This is a genomic window from Phycisphaerae bacterium, assembly GCA_018003015.1.
GTDB lineage: Bacteria > Planctomycetota > Phycisphaerae > UBA1845 > PWPN01 > JAGNEZ01.
Genome location: JAGNEZ010000020.1, coordinates 1 through 21,181, shown reverse-complemented (window position 1 = coordinate 21,181; position 21,181 = coordinate 1). Strand labels below are relative to the sequence as shown.

The window sequence follows — 21,181 nt, the reverse complement described above, 5'->3', positions numbered from 1 at the left end:
CGGCTCGTACCGTCCGGCGCGGCAGGCTCCATGCGGGCGAGCGGCCGGCAGGTGGCTTCAGCCGATTTCCCATTTGACCTTGCCCGGCCACGCCGTCGGGCCATGTTTCGCCATTGTACAGCTTCCCCCTCCGATGCCCCTATCGCTTTTTCGGACTTTTTTCATCGTATGGAGACGTACTTCAGGCGCTGACATTGTCCCATTCAATCTGCAGCTTCTTGATCGCGTACCCCACCTCACGGAGGTAATCGCCGTAACAAGTGATGGTGTGGAAGCCTTCCATGGTGCGCAGCAGCCGTCGCCAGTCGCCGTCGATCCGCACGTCCATCTGTGACCGACACATGTCATAGGCCGGCGAGTCCAGGATGCGCCCCCGGAAGCCATACCACTTCGTGCAGTGCAGGTTCGGGATGATGTTGGTGGTCACTTGACCCTTCGCATATTCCACCTTCGTGGCCGCGCCATAATCCGACTCGAAATGCGTGAGGATCCGCGTCGGCTCACAGTCCTGCCCGTTCATTCGCCGCGGGGCGGCGCAGTGGGCCAGCGTCATGATGCCGTCGTGCGGGAAATGCGAGTTGCTGACCAACGACGGCTTGCCCGAGATCCACCGCAGCAGCACGCCCGGCGGCGTGTGGGTGTAGTCGGCGTGGCAAAACGCAGTCCAGCCTTCGTCATTGAGCAGACTGAGCACAAGGCACGGCGGCGTGTCCAGCAGACCGATCAGCGGCCCCATGCAGTTGGCCACGCCCAGATTGGTCGCCCCTGCCTCCTTCATGATTTCCTTGAACACCCGCAGCGCGAGGAACGAGTTGACCACAAACCGTCTCTCGGTACCAAGCCTCACGTTCGGCTGGGTCAGCAGATCGTCCGCCTGCCGCTCGACTTCACCCATGACCGCCACGTCGGCGCGGGCCTGCCTGAGTCGGCCCTCGATCTGCTCGACCGCCACCTCCTTCACGTCGTAGCCCCAGACCACCTTGACGTGCGCCGGCCCGCACTCCTGCCCCGGCTTGCTGTAGGCCTGCAAACCGCCCAAGGCAACCGACACCGTCCCGCGGGCATTCTTCAGACCATACAGCGCCCGAAGCCTCCACAAGAGCTCACCGTAGTCGTCGACCACAACATCATCGACATCGAGATTCGGCTCTCTGAACGCATCCTCACTCTTGCGCAGCAGTCGCCAGTGGGCAATCTCGTACCACAGGTAGACCGGCCCGGACCGGTGCCGCACGAACAGCAGGTTTGGCTTGCCCGAGGCCGCCATGGTCTCCAGCCAACCTTGGTCGCCACCCGAGCCGAAGACCAGGATGGTGTCGCATTCGGTCTTGGCCACCGCAGCGGCCTGACCCGCATCTCCAACCAGCGTGAGAGGAAGCACCTCGACGGAAAACTCGGCCTGTGCCGCCAGTCCTTTCAGCTCCTGCTCGATCCGACGAGCCTCCTGGTCCACGTCTTCGCGTGTTTTGAGACCACCGTACGACCGCCAACTCGTCTTCTCGTGCCGCTGGGGGATGGCATACGCCAGCGCAGGCTTCACCCGGAGCGCCCGGCCGGGAACAAGAGTGGACCTCAACGCCCGGGAGACTGAGGCGGCCTCCGCGCACCCGGCATCTGTCAGTACCGCACCGCCTGCAACCATCGTCCCACCCACCGCGCCGAAGAACCCTCGCCGCGTGATCCCGGTCATCTCCTGTCCATCATTCGCCGCCATGTGTCACTCCCCATAACGGGTATGTCTGATCCACAAGGCCAGGCATCGTTCGCAGCTTCCGAGACTTGCCAGCGAAGGAAAACCCGGGGCCAGGCAAATCGCCCCGCATCCGGCATGCAGTCGCGCCGATAGGGTCGGCCCTTGGACCCTTGATCTGGACCCTTCATCTCGATTGCGGAACTACGAAAAGGATGTCGATCTGCTTATAACTTATTATTCATCAACTACTTATCCACAGGCGGCGATGGGATTCGAACCCATGAATAACGGATTTGCAATCCGTCCCCTTGGTCCACTTGGGTACGCCGCCAAGCTTGTGTCTACAGGGACTTGTGATCGATCGCCCCGCTGAAACCGCGTTGTACCTGGTCGATGCAGCTCTCACGTTACATCCGATATGACAGAGCCTTACATCACGCCCCGCCGCCGTCCCCTTCACAGCGCCCTTGCCGGCCACGCGGGCCTGCTTCCATTCCTGAGCCCACTGCCAACCTCACTTGCTCCTCGCCGTACACCTTCCGCCAACAGGTCACCAAGGATATTGAACCAGGATGGGACAGTCAAGCCGTTCCTCGCTGACGAGCTCCTTGCTGGAGGCGGATCGCCACCCCACCACGCCTCGCCGGAGGACCCGCCGAACAAAGCCCAAGCGCGGTCAAAGGGTCGTCAAGCCTGATGGCCAATGCACCCGTCGTCCTCCTCCATGGGGACGGATCCACCATCCGTCGCCATGGAATGCAGTCAAGGTCCCGTAGCCTCAGCAGCCAATCGTCAAGCCCATTGAAAAAGACCAGACCGGGCCGGCCGCGAGCACAGGCCAAAACGGCATGCGTTCGGCTTGCCGCGCTACGGATGCGCCATCGGTCGGAGGATGACTGCTTGCAGGTCCATGACGGCCAAGCCGGGCTTCGATGTGAGACGAATCGAGAGGCTTCTCGCTCCGGTCGTCTGCAGATCCACCGTGCCGATCAGATCAGTGACGCGCTCGAACCAGCCCCCGGTTTCACGGGCTCTGGCCGCCAATCGTTGTCCATTCACTTCAACCACATATTCGCCCCCCTCGCCTTTCGCGCAACCGTAAACCACTTCCACGCGAAACGTGCCCCCCTTCTCCACCTGAATCGGCCAGCTGATCCAATCCTTGGCGTCAGTCCAATAGCCCACGCTTTCACGGCCTTCCTGACCATCATAACGGATCGAGGTACCATGCAATTCCGCATCACGCCCATGGAGGTGAAACACTCCGTCGGCGTCAGCCCGCAAGCGAGGTTGGACGATCTTCAGGTCGCCCTCGATGTCGAGCGCAATCACCGAAGCGAGGGAATCCGGCGCAGCCGCCGGTACCTGAATCGTCAATACCTCCGCGTGACTTCTGCAAGGCAACGGTGCACGGCGCGAATCGACAAGCAGGTACGCCTGAGATGCTTGACTCGCCAGGCCCGGCACGGCAAGACGCCCGTCCTTGGGCCAATCGAAGACCTGCAGATAGAGCCGCGTCGTGCCATCGTCCAACAGCTTCCGCGTGCAGCGCCCCCAGGGCAATTGCCTTGAAAAAGGGCTGGCCGACGTGCCGTAAATGCTCTCGCCGTTTATCCGCATCCAACGCCCGATGTGCGTCAGGCGATTCACACTCGCTTCGGGAATCACGCCTTCCGCCGTGGGACCGACGTTCAGCAGGTAATTCCCTCCCTTGCTGGCAATATCGATCAGGTTGCGGATCAGCGCTTCCGTCGACTTCCATGCGTGGTCATGGCGCTTGTAACCCCAACTGCCATTCATCGTCATGCACGTTTCCCAGTCTTTGCCGGGAATTCCATTGGGCGGAATGCGCTGCTCGGGCGTTGAGAAATCACCCCCCAGACCTACACGATCATTGACAATGATCCCCGGCTGCAGCGATCGAACCATGGTCAACAGTTCCGTTCCCCGCCACGCCTCTCCGGTGAGCTTGTCGTAACTGAAATCGAACCACAGCACGTCGATCTTGCCGTAGCGGGTCATCAGCTCGCGGACCTGCCCGTGCAAATAATCGAGATATTTGTTCAGGTCGCGCTTCTCGGCGAGCGTTTCCGGTCGTTTGCGCTCGGGGTGCAGGCGATCGCCGACCACAGGATAGTCGGGATGATGCCAATCGATCAACGAGTAGTAGAAGCCTACCCGAATCCCCTCGGCACGAAAGGCCTCCAGCCATTCCTTCACCAAGTCGCGACGGGCGGGAGCGTGCATCGCAGTGAAATCCGTGAGCTTGCTGTCGAACAGACAGAAACCCTCGTGATGCTTGGTCGTCAGGACGGCGTACTGCATACCCGCGGCCTTGGCCAACCTGGCCCAGTCACGCGGATTGTACCAAACCGGCTCGTACTCATGGATCAGGGGATCCCAATCGGCAGTCGGGATGCTGAGGAAATGCCGGGTCCACGTTGTACAGTGAGCCGGATTGTCAAGGCGTTCTCCTTTCCACTCGCCCGCTGGAATCGCATATAGTCCCCAGTGAATGAACATGCCAAACCGCGCCTTACGCCACCACGCCATGCGCTGGTCGCGTTCAGCAGATGTTTCGGCCAACAGCGAGCTTCCCTGATGCACAGGGATCCCAAAAACCAAAGCCAGGCCAAAAACCACGACAGAAACTCGGGTCAGTCTCATTCTGCCTCCTCGCAGGTCGGTGAGCCCGATGACGTACTGAAGCGCAAGCCCACGGTGGCCCACTTGATCGACGCTTTGAAACGGGATCTTCCAGGCAGCCTTGCCCGGTTACGTTGCCGGGCCCAGCTCGGCCATTGTACTGCACCCCCCCTGACGCCAAACCGCTCTCGGACTTGTCCCTCCGTGCCCGAAACACTCAGAGCGTTCTTCCGACGACCGATGACTCGCGGCAAACCGTCGCCGCAAGTTGAAGGCCTCGACCCGACCGGGCCCGTCCGCGACGAAGGGCCGATCCTCGACTCCTGGCAGCAGATCACCAAAGCCGCCCCTACTTCACCAGCACGTACTTCGTGATCCGGGCGACTTCCAGCGCGTCCACGCCAAGATAATAGCCCGTCGACTTGTCGTCCTTCCCGACGCATTTGAACTTGAGCTCGTGATCGCCCGCCACCAGGTCGACGTAACCCATGCTGAACACCGAAGACGTGACCGCCGGCGCATACAAGTCCAGAGCCTTCCTGCCCGACAACGTCTTGCCGTCTAGCAGTACCTCGAATGTGCCATAATCGCGGGCCGTGGTCAGTCGCAGCGTCGCCATGCCCACCAGAGCCTTCTCCAGCTTGAACGGGATAGTGACCTCACCCGGCTGGTCGGCAAACTTCACCCAAAGCTGCGCGCCGCCATTGAATCTCCCACGCTGCGCTTCAACTGGCGTTGACAACGGCTCCGCCTTCGCATCCTTCACCATCGCCTCGAACTGGATCACCTCCGTCGGGATGCGACGCTCCTCCGCGGGCGGCAGCGTCGCGAACCGCTTGGCCTTGCCGGTCTGATACCAGAAGGCCACCGAACTCATCAGGTCGGACCGCTCCATGAAGCCGGAAACCTGGCGGCCGCTCGCGTCGAACACATTGCCCTTGTCCTCGATCGTGACCTTCAGCGATCGGGCGAAATGGACAGGGTCGTTGACGTGCCAACGATACGCGGTGATGAGGTCGCCGAAATCACGCCCCTGGTCGGAGCCGTTGAGGGTGATGCCGTAAAACGGCCGGTTGAGCACCCGGAACCCCCACGCATCGCAGAAGTAGTCCTCCGTTCCCGTGCCCCGAAGCTGCGGTTCGGTCGCACCGTCAATGTAGAACCGGTCGTCACCCTCGCCGAACCAGCCTCGCGTCCGCAGGGCGACGGACAACACCGTGCCAACGTAATGCCCCCGACCCTCAGCGTCGAGAATCAGGTAGTCCTCACCCATCTTCGCGGGATACTCCTGCCGATACTGGGCGTGAAAAAAAGCCGTGGTCGAAGGCAGCTCATCAACCTCCTCATAGTCAACGTAGTAGTAGATCGCCCGGGCGGCCTCCTTCGAGTCGTTGGTCAGCGTGAGCTTCGCGCTCTTGGTGAACGGCATCGGCCAGTAGCAGTTCAACGCCCGCCCTTCCGACGAGACCGCCACGGGCAACGAGTCCACCACCGTCAACGCTCCGTGCCCCACGGCAAAGAAGTCACCGATGGGAGTCTCCACCGCCGGCTCCTCCTGACCGTCCCAGTACATCCGCAACGTCAGCCAACGCCCCCATCCGGCAGGCGCCGCGATCGTAAACCAGATGTGCCGAACGACACCCGGACCCTGAAGCTCGGCCAAGGTGAGCGTCTCCCCGGCCGGCAACTGGCGATTGTCCCGGTTGGTGTTCCTCCATTCCGGGTTCGCACTCGACACCCGTTTCGTCCGGGCGCTGCGAACATTGAACAGGTTGTCCAGGTCGCCGGCCAACACCGCCGCCGGCAGAATCAAGGTGAATAGAATCACTAACGAACCGGCAGGTAATGATCTTCTTCTCATGGCCCTTCTCCGTGTGTTCCTGGAACAAATCTGACACCGCGGGCAGGCTAAGCCAAGATCAACCCGCGTTCAAGCGCCCCCCATCCAGGAACACGAGAGAGGACCCGCCCGCAGGGCATCCCACGACCGCTCCGCCCGCCCGAACAACAACCCGTTCCCTGCGCGTCTCGCCTGATCTCGCTCCTCGCCGACTCTCCCCGTTTCGGTTGCCGACTTCCCACCGGGTCACCGGGCGTGTTATTGCATAGCGGATTCCGCCGTCAGCCGGATGAGACCGAGGCGGAGAAAACGGCCGCCCCCGGCCAGGTAAACAGCCGGAAGCGATCGCTGACCGCTACAATTGGGTTCGTTTGGCGCTCACCATTTCGGCGAACCCCTCCGGCCAGCGATTGGTCCTCCGCGAACTGTACTGGGCCGCCGGTGGCCAGCCCACAGGCTTGCCTTAAACCAGCACCACGCACGCTTGCGTTCGCCCCAGTCCCGGAGGATACTCTCGCCCATGGCCTGAAACAGGGATCCGCCCGGAGATCTTCTCCCGGTCGGATCGGACACAACGATTCCGCGGCCGGTCCGTCCGTCTCCTCAGGGTGACTCGCTTGGCGGCCTGCGGCCTGCAAAGGAGCCTCGCTGATGCACTCGCCCACGGACCCGCTACCGAAACGCACCGGCCGCACCTGCGCCAGACCACGGGCCAATCGACGGGAACTCCTCAAGCAGGCGATGGGGATCGGGGCGGCCATCGGGCTGAGCCGGTCCCGGACAGCAGCCGCCCAGATCCACGAGCCCGAGCGGCTCAAGCCGATCGGCGAAGCCCAGGGTGTTCATCCCGGAAGAGTGGTGTGGGTCCATGACCCCCTGGCTGCTAATTGGAGGGGTCCGGGAAATGGACATTGGTATGAGTCTCCCTGCACCGACCAGGAGCGGGTGGACCGGATGGTGGAGCGGGCGGTCGGGGAGCTGTGCAGCGAGACCTCGGCGGCTCGGGCTTGGACTCGGCTTCTCCGGCATCTCAATGCGAGGCGAGGCCGAGGCGACCGGGGCTACAAGGCCGGCGAAAAAGTCGTCATCAAGCCCAACTGGGTCGGGATGATCTTCCGCGAGGGAGCGGTGGACCCCGAAACCTACACCTTTATCCAGCGACCCGACTACATGAACACGTCGCCCCAGATGATCATCGCCCTGCTGCGGCAACTGACCGCCACCGTGGGCGTCAGGGAAGCCGACATCACCATCTGCGACACACTCGCGTACATCGTCCACGAATACTACAACATCCTGCACGCGGCATTCCCGAACGTGCCCTTCGTGGACTACGCGGGCAAATTCGGACGCACCCAGGCCCAGCCATCCTCCATACCCATCCACTGGAGCTGCCGACCAGAGAACCAGGCCCCGGACTTCCTGCCCGTGTGCTTCGCCGAGGCGGAGTACATCATCAACCTCGCCAGCCTCAAGGCCCACACCCGCACCGGCGTCACCCTCTGTGGGAAAAACCACTTCGGCTCACTGGTACGCTGGCCGGTCCAATCGGGCTACTACGACTTGCACCGGGGTTCGTTCTCGGAGTCGACCAGCATCTACCGGGAACAGGTCGACCTCATGGGCCACACCCACCTGGGCGGCAAGACCGTGCTCCACCTGATCGACGGCCTCTACTCCGGTAAGCACCCCATCGACCCGGCACCCCGGCGATGGAAATCGCAGCCCTTCAACGGCGGCTGGACGGCCAGCCTCCTGGCCTCGCAGGATCCGGTGGCAGTCGACTCCGTGGGCTTCGATTTCCTCTGGACGGAATGGACCGACTACCCCCGGCGGCACGGAACGGACGACTATCTGCACGAGGCGGCCCTGGCGGAAAATCCACCCTCCCGGACCTTCTATGACCCCCACCACCCTGCGCCGGTCCAGAGGCTGGCCAGCCTCGGCGTCCACGAGCATTGGAACAACGCCCAAGAGAAGAAGTACTCCGGCAACCTGGGGACCAGCAAGGGAATCGAACTGCTGGCCGTCTGTCCGGAAGGAGCGGCAAGCACGCGGGCCTGATGCGGATTCGAGACAGGGATCCGCCATGACACCGCTTGGCCAAGCATCTGCGTCGACTGAGATAAGACTCGAATGGGAGACCTTCGAACGATGGACAACTTCGACCATGGGACGTTCGGACTCGCTGTGACTCCCCTCTCACCCGCCAGGCGATCGATATACCCGGACGGACAAAGAACCCGCGCCTGTCGCTCCTTCATGGTCTGGACGGTTGGGCTGAGTGCGGCGATGGCATCGACGGTGCCGGCACCCACGACGGCAGCGGATATCGTGGTTGTGGAAAACGGGGCGTCAGCGTATCGGATCGTCACCCCGGACAACGCCTCACCCGCCGAAACCTACGCGGCTTCGGAGCTTCAGACCTACCTCACCCAGATCGCAGACGTCAAGCTCCCGCGGGTGGCCGAAGGTGAAGCCGCAGCCGGACCCGCATTCTACGTCGGAAAGTGCAAACGACTCGACAAGACCCTCCTGGAACAGGCGGACAAGCTGGGAACCGACGGCGTGGTCGTCAAGTCCTCGGACAAGGACTTCGTCCTGCTGGGCAAGGACAACCGCGGCCAAGTGTACGCAGCCTACGTGTTCCTGGAGCGATTCTGCGGGTGCCGGTTCCTGGCCCCCGATTGCACCATCACCCCCAAACAACCGAAGCTCACCCTGCCCGACATCGACTACCGATACGCACCCCCCTTCGTTTATCGCGACGACCTCTATCACGACGTGTCCGACTGGCAGTTCGCGGCTCGATTGAAGCTCAACGGGGCCAACATCTGGCAATGCCTCGGCCAGCCCGTTCCCGACACCCAGGGACGGTTCACCGGCGTGCTCATCTGGCCGTTTGTCCATACGGCGGCGGCTATTGCCCCGGGAAACGTGTACTTCGCAACACACCCCGAATACTACAGCCTGGTCGGCGGCAAACGAATCTGCGAGGCGATCAGCGGACAGCTGTGCTTCACCAACCCGAACGTGATCGAACTCGCCAAAACCCAGGCCCTCAAGTGGATCGAACAGACGCCGAACCTCACCGCCGTCGATATCTCCCAGAACGACGCCTGGCCGGGTAGGTGGGGATGCTGCGAGTGTGAGACCTGCATGGCCGTGGTCAAGGAAGAGGACGCTCAGCATGGGACGATCCTGCGGCTGGTCAACGCCGTGGCCGATGCAGTCAAGGCCAAGTACCCGGACAAGTACGTCGAGACCCTTGCCTATCAGTACTCCATCGCCGCACCCAAGGTCACCAGGCCGCGCGATAACGTCATCATCCGCCTCTGCCACCACGCCTGTTATTTCCACGGTATCGGCGACGAGGAGCTGAGCAAGCCGTATCGAGCGGCCATCGACGACTGGCGAAAGATCGCCAAGAGCATCTGGGTGTGGCATTACGGGGTGAACTTCTGGGACTACCTGGCACCCAACCCGAACCTGAACGGTCTGGTGGACGATATCCGATACTACGCGGCCCACGGAGTGAACGGCGTGATGCTGCAGGGCAACCTCCAGGGATCAGGGTCCGAGCTGTCCAACTTCCGCCAGTACCTCACCGCCCAGCTGCTCTGGGATCCGAACCAGGACCCCATGAAGATCCGTTCGGAGTTCTGCGCGGGCTACTACGGACCCGTGTCCGACGAGGTGATGGCGTTCCTGGCCCTGATGGATGCGTTCGGCAAAGAGATCAAGGTGCACATCCCGATGAACGGCTGGCATCCCCAGGAGATCACCCCGCCCGAATTCGTCGCGAAAGGACTGGCTATCCTCAACGCAGCCTATGGCCGAACCGAAGACGTGGCCGTGCGCAACCGCCTGGAGAAGCTGCTGGTTCCGCTGTGGCACATGCAGCTCAGCTTCCCTGACAAGTACGGACTGCGCCCCGCGGACGCCCCGGCGCTCCTGCAGAGGTTCAAGAAGGCACTCGAAGCCAACCGGATTACCTTCTGGAGCGAAGGCGGCCCCAGCGCGAATATGCTCGCCCAGTACGACAAGATGTACGGGAAGAAGACGCCGTGAGAAGGAACCGTGCGAAAGAGAGCGGAATGGGAGACGAGCAGGAACGATCGATCACCCGCTGCGCTCCCGTTTCCCGCTCGCCAGGGGACTGAACGACGGCAAGGCCCGGGCTGCCATGAAGGCGGCAACGAGGCCTGAGACCGCATCATGCAATCGTCAGGCCCGGCTTGATGGCGGAGTCGGGCTCGCGGATCCGAAACGCCTGTGATCGCGTTGAGACGTGTTCCAACGCATTCGCGTAGACAGGAAAGGCAATCATGAAGAAGAAATGGAAATGCGCGTGTGGTTATATCCATGACGGGGACACCCCACCGGCCAAGTGCCCCAAGTGCGGGGCCCCACCCGAGAAGTTCACGCTGCTGGATGAGGCGGCCGCGAATCTCGTGGAACGATCCAGGCGGACGAACATGCTTCACGCCCGGGTCATCGACCTCGCCCGCCAGATCGAAGGGGTCTGCAAAGAAGGTATCCAGGATGCCCTCGACCCCGGCTGCGTGGACGTGTTCAACAAGACACTCCTCGCCAGCTACCAGATGATGAAGCTCTCCATGACCGAGCTCGCGGGACACATGAGCAAGGGCAAGTGGGGCTGACCCGACCGCCGCGGGGGCAGCCGCGATGCCGAACACCGCGAGAGCCACCTCCACGTCCGGTGTATCCGGCGCTCGACCGTGCCCCGGCCGGTCGCCGCCGCGCTGATTCAGGTCGGCGATCCCCGTGCGGATCAAGCGCGGCCGATGCGAGGGGCCTGCACCACAGGTTGTCAGATGAGCAACAGCCCGACGCCCGCCTCATCCCGACCTGTGCGGGTCCGGCCGCATGCCGCCCGCGACACGGCTCACCGCGGGATGACGTCAGAGCTGAACACAACAACCTCGTTCCGGTCCTGCTTTCAGATTCCGTGAATGCGGCCACCATGGCCAGGGAGATTCGAGAATGCGATCCGTCAAGACCTTGAATGTCGCTCATACCCTGATCTGGAGAGTCATGCCCATCATGCTGACCTTCGTCCCCAACGTGCTCTGCGCCGCCGAACAGTGGGTGACCTACAAGGGCGGCGAGGGACCGGGCAAAGACAAACACATCGTGCTCATCTCCGGCGACGAGGAGTACCGCTCGGAAGAGGCCCTGCCACAGCTCGCCAAGATCCTCGCCAAACACCACGGATTCAAGTGCACCGTGCTCTTCGCCGTCGATCCCAAGACCGGCGAGATCAACCCCGAAATCCGCGACAACATCCCCGGACTCCAGGCCCTCGAAACCGCCGACCTGATGATCATCGCCACACGCTTTCGCGACCTGCCCGACCAGCAGATGAAGCACGTCGATGCCTACGTGGCATCAGGAAACCCGATCATCGGAATGCGGACCGCCACCCACGCCTTCAACATCCCCAAGGGCAAAACCTATGCCCGGTACAGCTATGACAGCAAGGAGAAAGGCTGGATCGACGGATTCGGCCGCCGGGTACTCGGCGAAACCTGGGTCAGCCATCACGGCCAGCACGGCAAGCAAAGCACCCGCGGGGTCATAGCCAAAGACATGAAAGACCATCCCATCGTGCGCGATTGCACGGATATCTGGGGCCCCACCGATGTCTACACCGTGCGCTCGCCCCTGCCAGACGACAGCAAAGTCCTGATCCTGGGCCAGGTCCTGGAAGCCATGAAAGCAACCGACAAGCCGGTGCCGGGCACACCAAACGAGCCCATGATGCCGGTCGCCTGGATCAAGACCCACCGAGGCGAGAAAGACCGGACCGGCCGCGTCTTCACAACCACCATGGGCGCCGCAACCGACCTGGAAAGCGAGGGAATGCGGCGGTTACTGGTCAACGCAGCCTACTGGTGCCTGGGCATCGAGGCGAAGATCCCACCCAAGGTGCGGGTCGATCTCGTGGGCCAATTCAAGCCGACGGCCTTCGGCTTCCGCGGCCACAAGAAGGGCGTCAAGCCGTCCGACCACAGGATGGACGAGGCGGAGCTCACCCCCTGAGGCGCCCCCAAGTCCCCGGCCAACCACCACCCAACCCGCGGCGGGGGCCGCTACCAGTCCCCCACACTCCCGTCCGCGTAGAACACCCGCTGGGGCAACTCCTGCTGGAAGGGGTGCTTCTTCACCTCGCCCTCGTCGATCTCGATCCCAAGCCCGGGTCGCACCCCCGGGCGGACAATCCGACCTTTGGACTCGACGGTGAATCCCTCCTTGACAATGTCCGCACGCCAGGGCACGTCCTGGTGCACGGCTTCACAGATCAGGTAGCTGGGCGTGGCCAGCCCAAACTCCAGCGATGCGGCCGTGCTGACCGGACCCTGCGGATTGTGCGGAGCCATGGCCACGCGATACGCCTCGGCCATGGCCGCAATCCGTCGAGCCTCGCTCAGCCCGCCGCAATGCGTAATGTCCGGCTGAATGACACTGCACGCCCGCTTCTCCAGCAGCTCACGAAACGCGTGCTGGCTGATCAGCCGCTCGCCCGTCGCGATCGGCGTCACCACCGAACGCTGCACCAGAGCAAGGTCGTCAATCGTCTCCGGCCAACACGGCTCCTCGAACCAGTACAGCCCAAACGGCTCCAGGGCCTTGGCGAACAGAATGCCCATCCGCGGCGACGGCCGGGCGTGGCAGTCCACCATGATGTCAATCGAGTCGCCCACCGCCTCACGCATCGCCCGCACACAAGCCTCCGCATAACGCACCGGCGGAAGCCCTTCAATCGCCATCGTCCAGGGCACGGCCATCGACTTGAACGCGGTGAAACCCGACTCCACCGCCTTCACCGCGAGCTCGGCAAACCGCTTGGCGTCCGCCGGATCGGTCTCGTAGAAGTCCTCCATCCGCCCGCCACCCAGGTGACAATACATCCGCACGTGATCGCGGACCGGACCGCCCCAGAGCTTGTGACAGGGTACACCGTGAACCTTGCCCACGATGTCCCACAAGGCCAGATCAATGCCGCTGATAGCCGTCGCCCGGATGATGCCGTTGCCGTGCCAGAAGTGCTGGCGATACATCATCTGCCAGAGGTGCTCAACACGCGTCGGATCCTCGCCCACGAGCAGCGGCTCGATGTCCGCCACCGCCCCGACGATCGCCCGGGTGTGCCACTCCAGCGTCGCCTCGCCCCAGCCCCACAGCCCCGGCTGATCGGTCAGGACCTTGACAAAAACCCAGTTCCGCATCCTCGCATTGCACACCACGGTCTCGATCTTCGTGATCTTCATTTGCGTTCATCCGTCACAGGAAGGACCTCGAACCCTCGCCTCGGTTTCATCAGCGGCGTGACCGAATCGAGCGAAAGCCAGCAGAAGGTTCCAAGAGAGTACGCCGCCGCGGAAACGTAGAAGATGACCGTCCAGTTGTGGTCCGTCCAGACCAGCAGCAGGCCGGTGATGATCGGCGCCAGACTGTTGCCGAGATTGCCCATCATGTTCATGCTGCCCGAGAGCGTTCCGCAGATCTTGCCGCCGACGTCCATGCACGCCCCCCAACTCGGCGGCATGGCCAGATCGTTCGCAAAGCTCGCCAGCCCCACGACGATCATCGCCAGCAGCGGGTCCTTGATATGCACGGACAGCGCCAGACAGCAGGCCGCTCCGAGGAAGCCGGTGCACGCCAGCCGGCGCCGCGTCCGGACGACGTCACCCGTACGCCGCTCCAGGTACGTGGCGAAGTAGCCGCAGAACAGCGACCCCAGACCACCGAAGAACAGCGGAATGCCGGCCAGGAGAGCACCCTTGTGCAACGTGACCTGGCGAGCCTCCTGAAGGTACGTCGGCAGCCAGGTGATGTAGAACGTCCAACCGTAGTTCAGGCAGACGTACTGGGCCCAGAGCAACCAGACCGTCTTGGAGGTGACCAGGGCCTTCCAGGGAACCGGCTCGTGCCCGAGCATCGCCTCAGAGGCCGGCGGAATGACCGCCAACTCGGCCGCGTTGACTCGAGGATTCTCCCGCGGGTCGTCACGATACCAGACATAGAAGAGAACCGCCCACACGATGCCCATCGCTCCGAACACGACGAAAGCGAGACGCCAGTGCATCCACTGCAGAACGAGCACTACCAGCAGCGGGGTGAAGGCTCCGCCCCACCGGGCCCCCAGCCACATGATGCCCTGGGCCCGAACGCGCTCACCGGCCGGCAGCCAGGCAGTGAAGGTCTTGGTGATGTTGGGAAAGCACCCCGCCTCGCCCGCGCCGAACAAGGCCCGGGTCACCACCAGCGACCCGAGATTCCACACCCACCCCGTGGCGGCGGTGAAGAACGACCACCAGATCACGATGCGCATCAGCACCCGCCGGGCCCCCCACCGGTCACCCATCCAGCCTGCAGGCACCTCGAACAGCGCATACGCCCAGTAAAAGGCCGCGAACGCCAGGCCCATCTGGACCTCGCTCAAACCCAGGTCCGCCCGGATCGACGGAGCCGCCTGCGAAATGCAGACCCGGTCAATGTAGGTGACGAAGGCCAGGGCAACAGCGAAGACGACCACCCAATACCGGACACGAGACGGCCGACCCGAGGCGTAGCCAAGCGTCGGAACATCCTGCTCGCCAATGACGTCCTGCCCCATGCGCGGCTCCATCGCCAGGTAACTTCAGAACGACGGCCCAGTGTAACCGTACCGGAGGCGGGAATCGAGACGCCCCCGCCTCGCCACTCGGCGACCCGGACAGCAGAGACGCCCGTGCCACCCTGGAATCCCAAGGCCGTCTCGGTGCTATCCGAACTGAGTGCCGGTAGAATGCCCGAAGGACTGTCCCGGGATTGCCTTGTTGAGCACGAAACAGGTCTACCCATGGGTGTATGAGACCAGGAACCTTGGAGCTCGTCCCGTCAGGTGTGGGACCGGCACCTTGCCGGTCAAATGACCGGCTGGAAGCCTGTCCCACACTCCCAAGGGACATAGGTACTCAGCCACGAGAGCCAAGCACATGAGAACCGCTTTTCTCGCCTCGACCATCGTCATGCTGGCGGTCTTCCCCGCCTGCGCCCAGACCGACCTCGTGATCGCCGACTTCGAGGGCGATGACTACGCCCCATGGCAGACAACCGGCACCGCCTTCGGCACCCGCCCGGCTCACGGCACACTCCCCAATCAGATGGAGGTCGCCGGCTTCGCAGGCCGAGGCTTGGCCAACAGCTACGCGGGCGGCGATAAGTCCCAGGGCACCCTGACTTCGCCGGAATTCCGCATCAAACGCCCCTACCTCACCTTCCTCATCGGCGGAGGCTGCCACCCGGGCGAAACCTGCATCAATCTCCTGGTCGACGGCCGAGTCGCCCGCACGGCCACAGGCTTCGACAGCGAACGGTTGCAGCCGATAGCCTGGGACGTGACTCCCTTGATGGACCGGAAGGCCCGGATCGAGATCGTCGATCGGCATACCGGCGGCTGGGGGCACATCAACATCGACCAGATCACCCAGAGCGAGACCAGGAAGGCTGCCATCGTCCTGCCCGAGAAGGTCTACGATGAAACCTACCGCCCGCAGTTCCACTTCAGCGCCAAGGCCAACTGGCTGAACGACCCCAATGGCCTGGTCTTCTACCGGGGTGAGTACCACCTGTTCTTCCAGCACAACCCGACAGGCGTCAACTGGGGCAACATGACCTGGGGCCACGCGGTCAGCCCCAACCTGCTGTCCTGGCAGCAACTGCCCAACGCCATCGAGCCCGACAGGCTGGGCACCATCTTCTCCGGATCGGCCGTCGTGGATTGGGACAACACCGCCGGCTTTCAGAAGGGCGACGAAAAGACCCTGGTCGCGATCTACACCGCGGCCGGAGGAACCTCCCCCGAATCCAAGGACCAGCCGTTCACCCAGTGCATCGCCTACAGCAATGACCTCGGGCGAACCTGGATCAAGTACGCCCAGAACCCTGTGCTCAAGCACCTCGTCAAGGAGAATCGCGACCCCAAGGTGGTCTGGCATGCCCCGACCCGCAGGTGGATTATGGCTCTGTACAAGGATGGGAACACCTTCGCGTTCTTCTCCTCGCCGAACCTCAAGAACTGGACGCACCTGCACGATATCGATGCTCCCGACTGCGGCGAGTGCCCGGACTTCTTCGAGATGCCCGTGGACGGAAGGAAGGACCGGACCAAGTGGGTCTGGACGGCCGCCAACGGCCGCTACCTGGTCGGCTCGTTCGACGGCAACCGGTTCATCTTTGAGGGCACGCCACTCCGCGTAGACTACGGGAAGAACTACTACGCGGTCCAGACCTACAGCGACATTCCGCCCACCGACGGGCGGCGCATCCAGATCGCCTGGATGAGCGGCGGCCGCTATCCCAACATGCCCTTCAATCAGCAGATGAGCATCCCCTGCGAGCTGCAGCTCCGCACCTTCCCGGAAGGCATTCGGATGACTCGCCGGCCCGTCACGGAGATCGAGAGGATCCGGACCAGGGAGCACAGGTGGGTCGACAAACCGCTGACCCCGGGCGACAACCTCCTGGCTGGCCTCAGCGGCGACCTGTTCGATATCCGAGCCGAGATCGAGCCGGGCGAAGCCCGGGAAGTCGGCTTCCGCGTGCGCGGCGAGGCGATCACCTACGCGGTCAAGGACCGCAGGATCTCGTGCCTGGGAGCCGACGCCCCGCTGGATTTGCATGAGGCTCGTGTTCGGCTGCAGATTCTCGTGGACCGGACCACGATCGAGGTGTTCGGCAACGACGGCCGCGTGTCGCTGACCTCCTGCTTCCTGCCTGCTCCGGACAAGAGGCAACTCGAGACGTTCGCGGTCGGATCGGCCGGTCGAGTGGTGTCCATGGAGGTGTACGAACTCCGTTCGACCTGGCCCGCCCGGTGATGGCCGCAGCGGGCGGCGGAGTGACAAGGCACCGGCGGTCTCTGGACCTGTCGGCCTTTAAGACTTGAACAAGTTCGCTGCCAGTTGCTCGCAGACGTGATCGATCTGCGCGCTGGTCAGCTCCGGGAATATGGGCAGGCTCAGGCATCGCTTAGCCAGCCGCTCGCTGTTCGGAAACGCCCCGTCGGTGAGCCCGAGATCCCGGTACGCGGGCTGGAGATGCACGGGCACAGGATAGTGCAGCCCGGTCTGGACGCCGGCCTCGTTGAGCTTCCTGGCGACCCCATCGCGGTTGTTCAACTCCACGACGAACAGGTGAAAGACGCTCTTGCGGTCCTTGTACATCTTCGGCAGGGTCAGTCCGGGCAGATCGGTCAGTCGATCGATGTAGTCCGCGGCATGTTGGCGCCGGGCAGCGTTCCACTCGTCGATGAAGTCGAGTTTGATGGACAGGACCGCCCCCTGGATGCCCTCCATGCGGTAGTTGTACCCGATTTCCTCGTGGACGTATCGCTGCCGCTGGCCGTGGTCGCGAAGGGCCCGGGCCCGCTTGGCGATGTTCTCGTCGTTGGTGACCAGGGCTCCGCCCTCGCCGTAGGCCCCGAGGTTCTTGCCGGGATAGAAGCTGAAGCAGCCGATACGCCCGATGCCGCCGACACGGTCCTTCCTGTAAGTGGCGCCGTGGGCCTGGGCGGCATCCTCGACCACCGGCAAGCCGTGAGCTGCGGCGATCTTGAGGATCGGACCCATGTCCGCGGGCTGGCCGTAAAGGTGAACGGGCATGATCGCCTTGGTCTTCGGGGTGATCGCGGCTTCGAGCAGGGCCGGGTCCATGGTCCGTGCGGCGGGATCAATGTCCACGAACACCGGCGTCGCCCTGACGTAGCTGATCGCCCAGGTGGTGGCCACGAACGTGGCCGGCACGGTGATGACCTCGTCGCCCGGCCCGATGTCCAGGCAGCGCAGGGCCAGGTGAAGGGCGCTGGTTCCGCTGTTGACCGCCACGCAATACCGCGTCTCGCAGAACTCGGCGAAGCCCTTCTCGAACTCCTCGACCGCAGGTCCAAGGCAGAACTTCGCGTCGCGGCAGACTTCACCGATCGCGTCCAGGACTTCGTCGCCGATCAGGGCAAACTGGGCCTTCAGGTCGACGAACGGGACGGTCAACGTTGATGGGGCGGCGGTGTTCATGACGGGCCTCCAGCCACGCCGGTCGGCGGGGCGCACTTGCGACGATTCCAGTAGAAGCTCAGCAGTTCCCAGAGCGAACCGAGTACAACGCTCGGCTTGCCACAACTCGCCTCACCCGCCAGCCGGGGGTAGTACGGGATGTCGACCGAGACAATGCGGAAGCCCTGGCTGTGCGCCCGCAGGATGATCTCCGGGGCGACGAAGCCGGCGCTTCGTGAATGGACCTCGACCGCGTCCAGCACTTCCTTCCTGAAGAGCTGGACGAAGTTGAAGTCCCGCAATGGAAGGTTGAACAGCCATCTCAGCATGGCCCGGTTCGTGTACGAGACGATCGTGCGGTAACAGGTGTAGCCCGCGTGCTGCATTCGGCTGGCGACCACGATGTCAGCGTGGTCGAGCAGTGCGGCCATCTTCGGCAGGTCTTCCAGGTCAAACGGATAGTCCATGCCGTTGTAGGTGACCAGTTCGAAGCGGGCCCAGCGCAGGCCGCGGAGCAGCGTGGGAGCAAGACCCTGGTTGTGTTCGTTATGGAGAACGACGATTTCGGGGTGCCGCCTGGCGAGTTCCTCGGCCAGGGCCCCGGTCGCGTCGGTGCTGCCGTCGTCGACGATGATGAGCTCGAACTGATCGAACTTGCCGCCGAGAGCATCGAGCGAACGGGCGATGGTCCGCTCGATATTGCCGGCCTCGTTGAAGGCTGGATAGACGACGGAGATGTTCATTCCCGGCAGACTCCTGCGCAGACCGTGGCTCCCGCTCGCACGCGGGCCGGAACGCCGGCGACCACCGCGCCGGCCGGCACGTCCCGGGTGACCACCGCGCCCGCTCCGATCATCGCTCGCTCACCGATGGTGATGCCGCACAGAATGACGGCTCCGGAACCGATCGACGCCCCATGTCTGATCCGGGTGGAAACCACCTGCCAGTCCTGCTCGCCCTGCGGACGGCCATCGGCAGCCGTTGCCCGGGGATACTTGTCGTTGATGAACATCACCCCGTGCCCGACGAAGCAGTCATCCTCGATGGCAACTCCCTCGCAGATGAAGCTATGACTCGAGATCTTGCATCGCCGGCCCACCGAGGCGTTCTTCTGGATCTCCACGAAGGTCCCGATCCGCGTGTCGTCCCCGATCGAGCAGCCGTAGAGGTTCACAAACGCGTGGATGGTGACGTTCTCGCCAAGGCGCACGTCCGGGGCGATACGAGCGAAATCGGCCTTGAAGCTCATAGCGTGATCCGGCCCCCCTGGGCTTTGATGCTCCGTTGGGCGGCATCGAGAATGCGGACGATCTCGAGCCCGGCCCGGCCGTCGGTCACGGGCCGCTTGTGCTCCCTCAGACAGTCGATGAAGTGCGTGACCATAGTTCGCAGCGGTTCCTGCTGGGCGATATGCGGAGCCCAGATGTCGCCGGTCCGGTACTCGATGAGCTGGCGTCGCCGCCCCTCGAGGTCGTCATGCCGGACGGTGATGCCGCTGTCATAGATCTTGACCTTCTCGATGGGATCGAGGTCGTTGTAGATCAGGCTGCGTTTCCGGCCGCCGACCACGGTGTGCCGGATCTTGACCGGCGAGAGCCAGTTGACGTGGAAATTGGCGATCAGCCCGTCACCGAAGTCCAGGTTGATGTACGCGATGCTCTCGATGCCGTTCCCGGCGTGGGCGGCCCCGAAAGCCGAGAGGCTCCTGGGCGGCCGGCCCACCAGGTACTGAACGATGGACAGGTCGTGCGGAGCCAGGTCCCAGACGACATTCACGTCATGCTGGAAGATGCCCAGGTTGATGCGAATGCTGTCTACGAAGAGCAGCTCGCCGAGCTGGCCGCTGTCCACGACCTCTTTCATCTTGCGGACTGCGGGGTTGTACACGAAGGTGTGATCGACCATCAGGACCTTGCCGTTTCGATCGGCCAGGTCGACCAGTTCCTCGGCCTGCTCCACGGTCGAGCACATCGGCTTCTCCACCAGTACCGATTTGCCCGCGGTGAGCGCCGCCTTGGCCAGCGGATAGTGGGTATCCACGGGTGTGGCGATGGCCAGGGCATCGATATCCGGATCGCCCAGAATGACCTCGATGTCGTCGGTAAAGCGAATGCCGGGGTAGTTCTGAAGGATGAACCGTCCGCGCTGGCTCTGCCGGTCGCAGCAGGCCCGGAGATTCTCGCCTAGTACGGAATAGAAGTTGCGAACAAGATTGGGGCCCCAGTAGCCCAGTCCGATGACCGCCACGCGGGGTGTGGCCGGAGTGGCGATTGCCGCCCGGTCAGCCGGTTTCCGCCCTGGCGTGGAGGCGATCTTGGCGTCCAAGCCCTTCAGTCGAGAGGGCTTGTGAACACGATTCAGGGCCGCGATGCCCAGTTCGCGCGGTGCTTTGCGTGTGATCCCTGATCCCGATTTCGATGTCTTGTCGGAGAGCTTCATGGGCAGTACCTGAATAGACCGTCGTTTCTCATGGGATCTGTCGTCTTATCGGGCTCTCGACTTGAGATATCGGGCGGGCAAACCGGAGGGGGAAGCGGTATTCCCGGACTGAGCTGGATTGGACTGGGTTATCGGTCGATGAATGCCGTATGGCGACCATCAGCCCCACCCTGTTGACGGGCAGCGATGCCCAGCCTGCGGGCCGCTTGGGGCCTGCGCCGGGTACCCTGCTGGCCGCGATGCTGTTTGCGGCGGTTCTGGTCATCTCGCTCAGTCGCAACCTGTTCGATCCGCCGGGCTTCGACCAGGCCTACTACCAGTACGCGACCGAACGAGTCATGGCCGGCGACAAGGCCCATGCTCTCTACTGGGCGTACAACGGCATGGGCAGCTACGTGCCGCACTATCTGGCCACGGTCCTGTTTGGAACCGCTCCGTGGTCGCTACGGGTTCTGGATGCCTGCTGGCAACTGGTGACTTTTGCCCTGCTGATCTGGCTTGGGG

15 protein-coding genes and 1 tRNA gene are annotated in these 21,181 nt (G+C 63.2%); 6 read left to right on the top strand and 10 right to left on the bottom strand.

The genetic code is table 11. The features are described from left to right. Nucleotides 1-181: 181 nt before the first annotated feature. From KA354_10975 to KA354_10960, 4 genes are all read right to left on the bottom strand, one after another. On the bottom strand, nucleotides 182-1,714 hold the full coding sequence (locus KA354_10975; protein ID MBP7935158.1) for a sugar isomerase: 1,533 nt from the start codon (nucleotides 1,712-1,714) through the stop codon (nucleotides 182-184). A 236-nt stretch (nucleotides 1,715-1,950) separates the two neighbouring features. Then, nucleotides 1,951-2,024: transfer RNA gene (locus KA354_10970), tRNA-Cys, on the bottom strand. 536 nt (nucleotides 2,025-2,560) lie between these two features. Then, nucleotides 2,561-4,360 carry an alpha-L-fucosidase gene (locus KA354_10965; protein ID MBP7935157.1) on the bottom strand — a complete coding sequence of 600 codons (1,800 nt, stop codon included), beginning with the start codon at nucleotides 4,358-4,360 and terminating at the stop codon, nucleotides 2,561-2,563. A gap of 328 nt (nucleotides 4,361-4,688) precedes the next feature. Continuing rightward, on the bottom strand, nucleotides 4,689-6,200 hold the full coding sequence (locus tag KA354_10960; protein MBP7935156.1) for a DUF2961 domain-containing protein: 1,512 nt from the start codon (nucleotides 6,198-6,200) through the stop codon (nucleotides 4,689-4,691). Nucleotides 6,201-6,830: 630 nt separating this feature from the next. Here KA354_10960 and KA354_10955 point away from each other — a divergent pair. From KA354_10955 to KA354_10940, 4 genes are all read left to right on the top strand, one after another. Then, entirely contained in the window at nucleotides 6,831-8,243 is a 1,413-nt protein-coding gene (locus tag KA354_10955) for a DUF362 domain-containing protein (protein ID MBP7935155.1), read from the top strand. A gap of 228 nt (nucleotides 8,244-8,471) precedes the next feature. Continuing rightward, nucleotides 8,472-10,250 carry a DUF4838 domain-containing protein gene (locus KA354_10950; protein ID MBP7935154.1) on the top strand — a complete coding sequence of 593 codons (1,779 nt, stop codon included), beginning with the start codon at nucleotides 8,472-8,474 and terminating at the stop codon, nucleotides 10,248-10,250. Between the two features lie 257 nt (nucleotides 10,251-10,507). Continuing rightward, nucleotides 10,508-10,843, top strand: coding sequence for a rubredoxin (locus KA354_10945; protein ID MBP7935153.1), 336 nt, complete (start codon nucleotides 10,508-10,510; stop codon nucleotides 10,841-10,843). Between the two features lie 394 nt (nucleotides 10,844-11,237). Further along, nucleotides 11,238-12,245, top strand: coding sequence for a ThuA domain-containing protein (locus tag KA354_10940; GenBank protein ID MBP7935152.1), 1,008 nt, complete (start codon nucleotides 11,238-11,240; stop codon nucleotides 12,243-12,245). A 50-nt stretch (nucleotides 12,246-12,295) separates the two neighbouring features. On the opposite strand, the gene dgoD is transcribed toward KA354_10940, so the two are convergent. Further along, the gene (gene dgoD, locus KA354_10935; protein MBP7935151.1) at nucleotides 12,296-13,474 is read right to left on the bottom strand and encodes a galactonate dehydratase; all 1,179 of its coding nucleotides are present in this window, start codon (nucleotides 13,472-13,474) and stop codon (nucleotides 12,296-12,298) included. After that, complete coding sequence (locus KA354_10930; GenBank protein ID MBP7935150.1) at nucleotides 13,471-14,823, bottom strand: MFS transporter; 1,353 nt, start codon at nucleotides 14,821-14,823, stop codon at nucleotides 13,471-13,473. Before KA354_10930 ends, dgoD begins: the two co-directional genes overlap by 4 nt. A gap of 361 nt (nucleotides 14,824-15,184) precedes the next feature. Between KA354_10930 and KA354_10925 the strand changes: the two genes are divergently transcribed. Further along, complete coding sequence (locus KA354_10925) at nucleotides 15,185-17,068, top strand: glycoside hydrolase family 32 protein (protein ID MBP7935149.1); 1,884 nt, start codon at nucleotides 15,185-15,187, stop codon at nucleotides 17,066-17,068. 57 nt (nucleotides 17,069-17,125) lie between these two features. Here the strand turns inward: KA354_10925 and KA354_10920 are convergent, their stop codons facing one another. From KA354_10920 to KA354_10905, 4 genes are read right to left on the bottom strand one after another with little or no spacing between them, the layout of a single operon-like run. After that, the gene (locus KA354_10920) at nucleotides 17,126-18,259 is read right to left on the bottom strand and encodes a DegT/DnrJ/EryC1/StrS family aminotransferase (protein MBP7935148.1); all 1,134 of its coding nucleotides are present in this window, start codon (nucleotides 18,257-18,259) and stop codon (nucleotides 17,126-17,128) included. Then, on the bottom strand, nucleotides 18,256-18,981 hold the full coding sequence (locus KA354_10915; protein MBP7935147.1) for a glycosyltransferase: 726 nt from the start codon (nucleotides 18,979-18,981) through the stop codon (nucleotides 18,256-18,258). The genes KA354_10920 and KA354_10915 overlap by 4 nt, the downstream gene beginning before the upstream one ends. After that, on the bottom strand, nucleotides 18,978-19,487 hold the full coding sequence (locus tag KA354_10910) for an N-acetyltransferase (GenBank protein MBP7935146.1): 510 nt from the start codon (nucleotides 19,485-19,487) through the stop codon (nucleotides 18,978-18,980). The genes KA354_10915 and KA354_10910 overlap by 4 nt, the downstream gene beginning before the upstream one ends. Further along, nucleotides 19,484-20,677: a Gfo/Idh/MocA family oxidoreductase gene (locus tag KA354_10905; GenBank protein MBP7935145.1), complete on the bottom strand. Its 1,194-nt coding sequence runs from the start codon at nucleotides 20,675-20,677 to the stop codon at nucleotides 19,484-19,486. The genes KA354_10910 and KA354_10905 overlap by 4 nt, the downstream gene beginning before the upstream one ends. Nucleotides 20,678-20,826: 149 nt before the next feature. On the opposite strand from KA354_10905, the gene KA354_10900 reads away from it, so the two are divergent. Then, a partial coding sequence (locus KA354_10900; protein ID MBP7935144.1) for a hypothetical protein occupies nucleotides 20,827-21,181 on the top strand: 355 nt, incomplete at its 3' end.

Bases quoted from the DNA above. Each gene is read 5' to 3' on its own strand.
- KA354_10975 (MBP7935158.1), bottom strand. From the start codon at position 1,714: ATGGCGGCGAATGATGGACAGGAGATGACCGGGATCACGCGGCGAGGG.
- KA354_10965 (MBP7935157.1), bottom strand. From the start codon at position 4,360: ATGAGACTGACCCGAGTTTCTGTCGTGGTTTTTGGCCTGGCTTTGGTT.
- KA354_10960 (MBP7935156.1), bottom strand. From the start codon at position 6,200: ATGAGAAGAAGATCATTACCTGCCGGTTCGTTAGTGATTCTATTCACC.
- KA354_10955 (MBP7935155.1), top strand. From the start codon at position 6,831: ATGCACTCGCCCACGGACCCGCTACCGAAACGCACCGGCCGCACCTGC.
- KA354_10950 (MBP7935154.1), top strand. From the start codon at position 8,472: ATGGCATCGACGGTGCCGGCACCCACGACGGCAGCGGATATCGTGGTT.
- KA354_10945 (MBP7935153.1), top strand. From the start codon at position 10,508: ATGAAGAAGAAATGGAAATGCGCGTGTGGTTATATCCATGACGGGGAC.
- KA354_10940 (MBP7935152.1), top strand. From the start codon at position 11,238: ATGCCCATCATGCTGACCTTCGTCCCCAACGTGCTCTGCGCCGCCGAA.
- dgoD (MBP7935151.1), bottom strand. From the start codon at position 13,474: ATGAAGATCACGAAGATCGAGACCGTGGTGTGCAATGCGAGGATGCGG.
- KA354_10930 (MBP7935150.1), bottom strand. From the start codon at position 14,823: ATGGGGCAGGACGTCATTGGCGAGCAGGATGTTCCGACGCTTGGCTAC.
- KA354_10925 (MBP7935149.1), top strand. From the start codon at position 15,185: ATGAGAACCGCTTTTCTCGCCTCGACCATCGTCATGCTGGCGGTCTTC.
- KA354_10920 (MBP7935148.1), bottom strand. From the start codon at position 18,259: ATGAACACCGCCGCCCCATCAACGTTGACCGTCCCGTTCGTCGACCTG.
- KA354_10915 (MBP7935147.1), bottom strand. From the start codon at position 18,981: ATGAACATCTCCGTCGTCTATCCAGCCTTCAACGAGGCCGGCAATATC.
- KA354_10910 (MBP7935146.1), bottom strand. From the start codon at position 19,487: ATGAGCTTCAAGGCCGATTTCGCTCGTATCGCCCCGGACGTGCGCCTT.
- KA354_10905 (MBP7935145.1), bottom strand. From the start codon at position 20,677: ATGAAGCTCTCCGACAAGACATCGAAATCGGGATCAGGGATCACACGC.